At 76.3% G+C, this 7,587-nt stretch carries 7 protein-coding genes; all 7 read left to right on the forward strand.

What is annotated here, in order from left to right; genetic code table 11:
- Positions 1 to 761: dihydropteroate synthase (folP, locus tag ACFW1I_RS37110; RefSeq protein ID WP_384678325.1), on the forward strand; the 761-nt coding region annotated here is incomplete at its 5' end.
- Positions 762 to 870: 109 nt separating this feature from the next.
- Positions 871 to 1,449 (forward strand): GTP cyclohydrolase I FolE, encoded by a 579-nt coding sequence (gene folE / locus ACFW1I_RS37115; protein ID WP_384678336.1) that lies wholly within the window; start codon positions 871 to 873, stop codon positions 1,447 to 1,449.
- A 33-nt stretch (positions 1,450 to 1,482) separates the two neighbouring features.
- Positions 1,483 to 2,268 carry an SDR family NAD(P)-dependent oxidoreductase gene (locus tag ACFW1I_RS37120; RefSeq protein WP_384678327.1) on the forward strand — a complete coding sequence of 262 codons (786 nt, stop codon included), beginning with the start codon at positions 1,483 to 1,485 and terminating at the stop codon, positions 2,266 to 2,268.
- 47 nt (positions 2,269 to 2,315) lie between these two features.
- A complete protein-coding gene (locus tag ACFW1I_RS37125) occupies positions 2,316 to 3,494 on the forward strand; it encodes an acyl-CoA dehydrogenase family protein (RefSeq protein WP_384678329.1) in 1,179 nt (392 codons plus the stop codon).
- A 41-nt stretch (positions 3,495 to 3,535) separates the two neighbouring features.
- Positions 3,536 to 4,381, forward strand: coding sequence for a phytanoyl-CoA dioxygenase family protein (locus tag ACFW1I_RS37130; protein ID WP_384678330.1), 846 nt, complete (start codon positions 3,536 to 3,538; stop codon positions 4,379 to 4,381).
- Between the two features lie 4 nt (positions 4,382 to 4,385).
- Positions 4,386 to 6,185: an AMP-binding protein gene (locus ACFW1I_RS37135; protein ID WP_384678332.1), complete on the forward strand. Its 1,800-nt coding sequence runs from the start codon at positions 4,386 to 4,388 to the stop codon at positions 6,183 to 6,185.
- Complete coding sequence (locus ACFW1I_RS37140) at positions 6,166 to 7,491, forward strand: bifunctional folylpolyglutamate synthase/dihydrofolate synthase (RefSeq protein WP_384678334.1); 1,326 nt, start codon at positions 6,166 to 6,168, stop codon at positions 7,489 to 7,491. The genes ACFW1I_RS37135 and ACFW1I_RS37140 overlap by 20 nt, the downstream gene beginning before the upstream one ends.
- Positions 7,492 to 7,587: the final 96 nt, after the last annotated feature.

The raw sequence follows: 7,587 nt of genomic DNA on the forward strand, positions 1-7,587 counted from the left end.
CCGTGGCCGGGTGGCCCCCCCCCCCACGCCCCGCGGGCGCCGACGTCGTCGACATCGGCGGCGTCCCCACGTTCCCCGGCGCGGCGCCCGTGCCGTGGGACGAGGAGCTGCGCCGGGTGACGCCGATCGTCTCGGCGATCACCCGCGACGTCCCCGTGGCCGTCTCCGTCGACACCTGTCAGGCACGGGTCGCCGAGGCGGCCCTGGACGCCGGCGCCCACATGATCAACAGCTGCTGGGGGCTGCGCACCACGGACGGCGGCTGGAACGCCGACCTCGCCAAGGTCGTGGCCGAGCGGGAGGTCCCGCTCGTCCTCACCCACAACCGCGCCTCGGTCTCCGTGACCGGCCCCCACGGCGGCTACTGGCTGGACCCCGGCTACACCGACGTGTTCGCGGAGGTCATGGCCGACCTGCGGGCCCAGCTGGACTACGCCCGGGAGCAGGGGATCGCCGCCGACCGGCTGATCGCCGACTTCGGCCTCGGCATGGGCAAGACGCCCGCGCAGAACCTGGTGCTCTTCGAGAACCTCGCCGCCATGCGGGAGCTCGGCGCCCCGGCGCTGCTCTCCCACTCCCGGAAGAACTTCATCGGCGAGGTCGTCGGCGGCACCCCGGCCGAGCGCGACGGCGCCACCGTCGCCCTCACCGGGCTCGGGATCGCGGCCGGCGTCGACATGCTCCGGATCCACAACGTGGCGCTCAACAAGCAGGCGGCCCTCATGTGCGACCGGCTGCTCCGGCCCGTCCCCGCGGCCTGATCCCGCGGTCCGCCCCTCCTCCTCCCCCGGGGCCCCGGGCCCCGCGGCCCCCGATCCGAGAAGAGCCATGTCCACAGCAGTCACCGCCGAACCCCCGACCGTCCCCGCCCTGTCCACCCACGTGTCCCTCGACGGCGCCGCCCCCGACCTGGCGACGGCGGAGGAGGCAGCCCGGCGGTTCCTCGCCGCGCTCAACGTGCCGACCGACTCCGAGAGCCTGCGCGACACCCCGCGCCGCATGGCGAAGGCGTACGCCGAGCTCTTCTCGCCCCGCCCGTTCGACCTCACCACCTTCCCCAACGACGAGGGGTACGACGAGCTGGTCCTGGCCCGGCGGATCCCGCTCCGTTCGGTCTGCGAGCACCACCTGCTGCCGTTCGTCGGGGTCGCCCACGTCGGATACCTGCCGCAGGACCGCATCCTCGGCCTCTCCAAACTGGCCCGCGTGGTCGAGCACTTCTCCTGTCGGCCCCAGGTCCAGGAGCGGCTCACCAAGCAGATCGCCGACTGGTTGGAGACCCGGCTCGCACCCAAGGGCGTCGGCGTGGTCATCCAGGCCGAGCACACCTGCATGACGCTGCGGGGGGTGCGCGCCGGCGGCTCCGACACGGTGACCTCCACGCTGCTCGGCCGGCTGCGCGACGACCCGCGCTCCCGCCAGGAGTTCCTGGCCCTCACCCAGTCCTGAACCGCCCACCCCACCCCGAGGGTTGCCATCAGCATGACCACCGCACTGGACTACACCACCATGTTCCGGCTGGACGGCCGCCGGGCCGTCGTCCTGGGAGCCGGCAGCGGCATCGGCCGGGAGGCCGCCCAGGCGCTCGCCGCCCAGGGCGCGGAGGTGATCTGCGCCGACCTCGACCCCGACGCCGCCGCCGCGACGGCCGACCGGGCGGGGCCGGCCGCCTCCGCCCTGGCACTGGACGTCCTGGACCGGGCCGCGCTCGCCGAGGCCGCCCGCGGCCTCGGCGACGTCGACGTCCTGGTCCTCACCGCCGGCACCCATGTGCGCAAGCGGCTGCTCGACTACTCCGCCGAGGAGTTCGACCGGGTGGTGGGGCTCAACCTGCGGGGCGCCTTCGACGTCATCCGGGCCTTCGGCGGTCCGATGGCCGCGCGCGGCCGGGGCAGCATCATCGGCTTCTCGTCGATGCGCGCGGTGGCCCTCGAACCGGGCCAGGGCGTCTACTCCGCCAGCAAGGCCGGGGTGACCCAGCTGCTCCGGGCTGCCGCGACGGAGTTCGGGCCGAGCGGCGTACGGGTCAACGCGATCGCCCCCGGCATCGTCGAGACCCCGCTCACCGCGCAGATCATGGCCGAGCCCGACTGGTACCAGGCGTACGCCGACAAGAGCGTGCTCAACCGCTGGGGGCGCGCGGAGGAGCTGGCGGGCGCGGTGGTCTACCTCGCCTCCGACGCGTCGAGCTTCGTCACCGGGGCGGTGCTCGCCGTCGACGGCGGCTGGACCGCCGCCGACGGGCGCTTCGTCCCGCCCGCCACCTGATCCGCCCCGGTCCGCACCACCGGCCCCAGCCCCGTACGAGGAGAACCATGCACGACGTCCCGGGCGCGCCCGCCCTTCCCGGCGAGGAACCGGCGGCCGGCCTCGTCCCGTTGCTGCGCGAGCACGCCGCCGCCACCGAACGGCGCCGCCGGCTGGTGCCGGAGGTCGTGGAGGGGCTCGCCGCGGCCGGGCTCCTCGGTCTGGCCGTACCCGCCCGCCACGGAGGCGCGCAGGCCGGGCTGCCCGCCCAGGTGCGGGCCCTCGCCCAACTCGCCCGGGGATGCGCGGCCACCTCCTGGACCCTGTCCATCTACCTCACCGGCTCCTGGCTCACCGGCCTCTTCCCCGAGCGGACCGCCGCCGAGGTGTTCGACGGTCCCGCGTCCCGCGTCGCCGTCAGCCTCAGCCCGACCGGGGTGCTCGCCGAGGGGCCCGGCGGCCTCCGGCTCACCGGCCGGTGGGGGTTCAACACCGGGGTGGCCGACTCCCATTGGGACATCCTGGGCGCGCTCCGCCCCACCGCCGACGGCGGCCGGGAGCATGTCCTGGTGCTGGTCCCCACCGCCGCGCTGACCGTCCACGACGACTGGTACGCCTCCGGGCTCCAGGGCACCGGCAGCAGCTCGGTGGAGTGCGCGGACCTCCCGGTGCCCGCCGCGCGGGTGCTGCCGTTCCCGACCGGTACGGCGATGCCCGGCGGCCGCCCGGACGCGGTGCCCGGACTCCCCCGGTACGAGGTGTTCCCGCTCTTCTCGACGCTCAACTCCGGTACGCCGCTGGGCATCGCGCGGGCCGCGGCCGACTTCCTGGTCGAGCGGGCGCCGGGGCGGCCCGTCGCGTTCAGCGCCCACCAGGACCAGAGCCTGGACCCGCTCACCCACCGCAAGCTCGGCGAGGTGGACCTGAAGCGGCGGCTGGCCGGGCTGCTCGCCGACGACCTCGCGACCCGCACCGAACGGCTCGCCCGCGCCCACCGGCCGCACACCCTCACCGAGCGGTCCACCGCCCGGGCGTCCGCCGCGACCGTCGCCGCGCTGTGCCGGGAGGCGGTCGACCTGGTCGCCTCGGCGTGCGGCGCCTCCTCCGTCCGCGCCGACGTGCCCGTGCAGCGGATGCGCCGCGACATCCACGCGCTCTGTCTGCACGCCGCGCTCAACCCGGACACCGCGCTGGAGCTCCAGGGCCAGGTCCTGCTGGGCCGGACCCCGCGGACCGCCTTCCTGTGACCGCTCCCCCGTTCCCCGTACGACCCGCTCTGGAGGCGGCCTTGTCAGCACCCACCCCGACCACCCCCGCGCCCGTCCACGGCACCGTCCGGGCCGCGGCCGACCACTACCACCGGCACGGCTGGTGCCCCGCCCCGTTCGCCTTCGGCGAGGAGTCCGTGACGGCGCTGCGGTCCCGGGTCACCGCGCTCGGCCGGCAGGACCGGCCGGAGGTGGTGGCCGAACGGGACGGCGACACCGCCCGGGCCGTCCACGGCTGCCACACCTGGGACGAGCTGTGCGCCGCGCTCGTCCGGCTGCCCGAACTGGTCGGCCTGGCCGAGGCGATCCTCGGCCGGGAGGTGTACGTCTACCAGTTCAAGGTCAACTTCAAGCCGCCGCGGGAGGGCGCCGCCTGGCCCTGGCACCAGGACTACGCCTTCTGGAGCGAGGAGGACGGCATGCCCGCGCCCGACGCGGTGAACATCGCCGTCGCCCTGGACGACGCGCACGCCGGCAACGGGCCGCTCACCCTGCTGCCCGGCACCCACCGGCTCGGCCTCCTCGACCTCCCCGAGCGGGCCGCGCGTTCCGGCCACTGGCGCGACCACGTCTCGGCCGACCTCGCCTACACCGTCACGCCCGAGCGCGCCGCCCGGCTCTCCGCCGAGCACGGCACCCGGGTGCTCGTCGGCCCGGCCGGCAGCGTGCACGCCTTCCACCCGAGCATCGTCCACTCGTCGACCGACAACCTCTCCGACGACCGGCGGGCGCTGCTCCTGATCACGTACAACGCGGTCGACAACGCCCCGCCCGCGCCGACCCGGCCCGCGTTCCTGGTGGCCCGCGACACCGCCGCCGTCCGTCCGCTGCCCGACCCGCGGCTGACGCCGCGCCCCCTGGGGTGACGGCATGAACGGGAGCACGACACGGCTCACCCGGGTCGCCCTGCTGCGCCGGAACGCCGCCGAACGGCCAAACCACGTGGTCCTCGCCACGGTGGACGGGCCCGGGCTGACCCACCGGGAGTGGGACCTCCGCTCGGAGGCTCTGGCGCGGCTGCTCGCCGAGCGGGGGCTGCGGCCCGGCGGGCGGGTGGTGGTGGTCCTCGGCGAGGAGGACTGGATCCTCCTCGCCTGCTGGCACGCGGCGGTGCTCAAGGCGGGCGCCACCGTCCTGCCGGTCTCGTCCCGGTTCACCGACGCCGAGGTGGCGGGGCTCGTCGCGGACGTCCGGCCGACGCACCTGGTGGCCCGGGAGCGGCCCTCCGCGCTGCCCGCGGAGACGCGGTGGGTGGACGCCGCCGAGGAGCCGTCCGCCGCGACGGCGGCCCGGCCGCTGCCCGAGGAGCCGCCGGCGGGGGTCAGCGAGCTGGTCTGCACCTCGGGCACGACCGGCCGGCCCAAGCTGATCGCCTGCTCCGAGGAGAACCTGCTGGCCCCGCTCGCGCTCGCCGCGGACTCCGGGCACGTGGTCCCCGCCGAGCCCGAGCGGTCGCTGCACTCCACGGTGATCGGCACCGCGGGCGGCCAGCGGGTCCTCAACGGCGCCTACATCGGCGGCGGCAGCCTCCACCTCGGCCTCGTCGACCCGACGCCCCGCCGACTGCTCGACGCCGTCGCCCGGCACCGCCCCGACCGGGTCGGGCTCGTCCCGGCCACGGCGGCGGCCCTGGTCCGGGCGGGCGCGGACGGACACGACCTGGCGTGCGTGCGGATGGTGACCGTCTCCACGGCGGCTGCCACGGCCGCCCTCCTGACGTCCCTTCAGGAGCTGTTCCCCGCGGCCCGGATCCTGCGGATGTACGGGGCGACCGAGATCCTGCCGGCCGGTGCCGCCGCCGTCTTCGACCCCTCGCGACCCGAGGTGGTCGGCGCGCCGGTCGGCCGGACCCTGATCTCGGTGCGCGACGAGGACTTCGCCGTACTCCCTCCCGGCCGCACCGGACGGGTGTGGCTGCGCTACCCGGGGGCGCCGCCCCGGGGCCTGTGGGTGGCGCCGGGGACCGTGCGGCCGCTCGACCGGGAGGGCTGGCTCTGGGCCGGCGACCTCGGCTCGGTGGACGCCGACGGGTTGCTGAGCGTCGAGGGCCGGGCCGACGACGTCCTCAACGTCGCCGGGACACGGGTCTCGCCGGCGGAGGTGGAGGCGGTCCTCGCCGGACATCCGGCGGTGGCGGACGCGGCCGTGTACGGCGAGGCCGGGGGCGACCACGGCGACCTCGTCGCCGCGGCGGTCGTGGTCCGGGCGCCCGTGGACGCCGCCGAGCTGCGGCGCTACGCCGCCGGGCGGCTGGCCCGGCAGAAGGTGCCGTCCACCGTGCGGTTCGTGCCGGAGCTGCCCCGGGGTGCGACCGGCAAGGTCCGGCGCCACCTCCTCGGGGGCCTCGCAGCGGCGGCGGCGGTGTCGGCGCCCCCTTCCGCACCGGAGCCGGACGCCGGTCCCGAGGCGTACCTGCGGACCCTGTGGGCCGAGCACACCGCCGACGGCGCCGGGGCCGACCCGGACGCGAGCTTCTTCGACCTGGGGGGCACCTCCTTGGAGGCGATGCTCCTGCTGACGCGCCTGGAGGAGCGGTTCTCCGTGGAGCTGCCCGCCGACGCCCTCTACACCCACCCCACCCTGGACGGGTTCTCCGTGCTGCTGACCGCCCTGGTGGCCGGCGCCGGACGGCCCCGGGAAGGAGCGGACCGTGCCGCCCACCGGCCCTGAACCGACGCCGCGGGAGCTCTACGACGCCGTGCTCGCCTCCTCGCGCCCCCGGCACTGGGACGAGGAGTTCGAACTCGACCGGGTCCGGCGGCTGATGGCCGTCCTCGGCGACCCGCAGCGGGGGCTTCCGGTGGTCCACGTCGGCGGGACCGCCGGCAAGGGTTCCACCGCCCGCATGATCGCCGACATGCTGCGGGCCGGTGGGTACCGCGTCGGCCTCGCCACCAAACCGCATCTGCGCAGCCTCACCGAGCGCTTCCTGGTCGACGGGCGGGCGATCGAGCCGCGCGAACTCCTGGAGCGGGCCCGGCGCCTCGCCGGACTCGTCGACGGCATCGGCCCCACCTGGTTCGAGTCCGTCTCGGCGCTCGCCCTGCGGTACTTCGCGGACGCCGCCGTCGACGTGGCGGTGGTCGAGGTCGGCATGGGCGGCACCACCGACGCCACCAACGTGGTGGAGCCGCTGGTCAGCGTGATCACCAACGTCGGCGACGACCACGTCGAGCACCTCGGCGGCAGCCTTCTGGCGGTCGCCGGGCACAAGGCGGGGATCATCAGGCCCGGGGTGCCCGTCGTGAGCGGGGTGACCGGTCCCGGCGCGGCGGTCGTCCGGGAACGCTCCGCCGCCCTGGGCGCGCCCCTGCTCGAACTCGGCCGGGACCTCGTCGCGGGGATCGACTCCGCCACGGCCGACGGCACCCGGTGGTGGCTCTCCGGACCCGGCGGCGACCGTACGGGGCTGCGGCTGCGGGCCCGCGGCGCCCACCAGGTCCGCAACGCCGCGCTCGCGGTGGCCGCCGTCGAGACGCTGGCCGCCCGCGGCCTGCCGGTCGCCGAGCCGGTCTGGCGCGAGGCGCTGGCCGCCGTCACCGTCCCGGGCCGGCTGGAGACGGTCCGGCGCGCGCCGGAGGTCGTCGTCGACGGGGCCCACTGCCCGCCGAAGCTGGAGGCGCTGGCCGGGGCTCTCGACGAGCTCTACCCCGGACGCCGTCGCATCGGCGTCCTGGCGCTGGCGCCCGGCCGGGACGGCGAGCGGTCGCTCGGTCTGGTGGCCGGCCGCTTCGACGCCGTGGTGGCCACCGGCTACCGCGCCCGCACCGAGTTCGGTGCGATCTCGGGCCGTCCCACCGAGGAGATCGCCGGGGTCCTCGGTCGGCTGCGGCCCGGCCTGCCGGTCCACGAGGAGCCGGATCCGTGGGCGGCGTACGAACTGGCCCTGTCCCTGGCGGGCCCGGACGATCTGGTGTGCGTCACCGGGTCGTTCAGCCTGGTCGCGGAGGTCCGCAACCGGCTCATGCCCGACTGAGCGCGGTGCGCGGTACGCGGAAGGGGGGGGCGCCCGGGCGCGGGGGGGGGGGGGGGGGGAGACAAAAACCTCGCCCCCCAACCACACACACGAGCC

It is taken from the genome of Streptomyces sp. NPDC058955 (assembly GCF_042741435.1).
Taxonomy (GTDB): domain Bacteria; phylum Actinomycetota; class Actinomycetes; order Streptomycetales; family Streptomycetaceae; genus Streptomyces.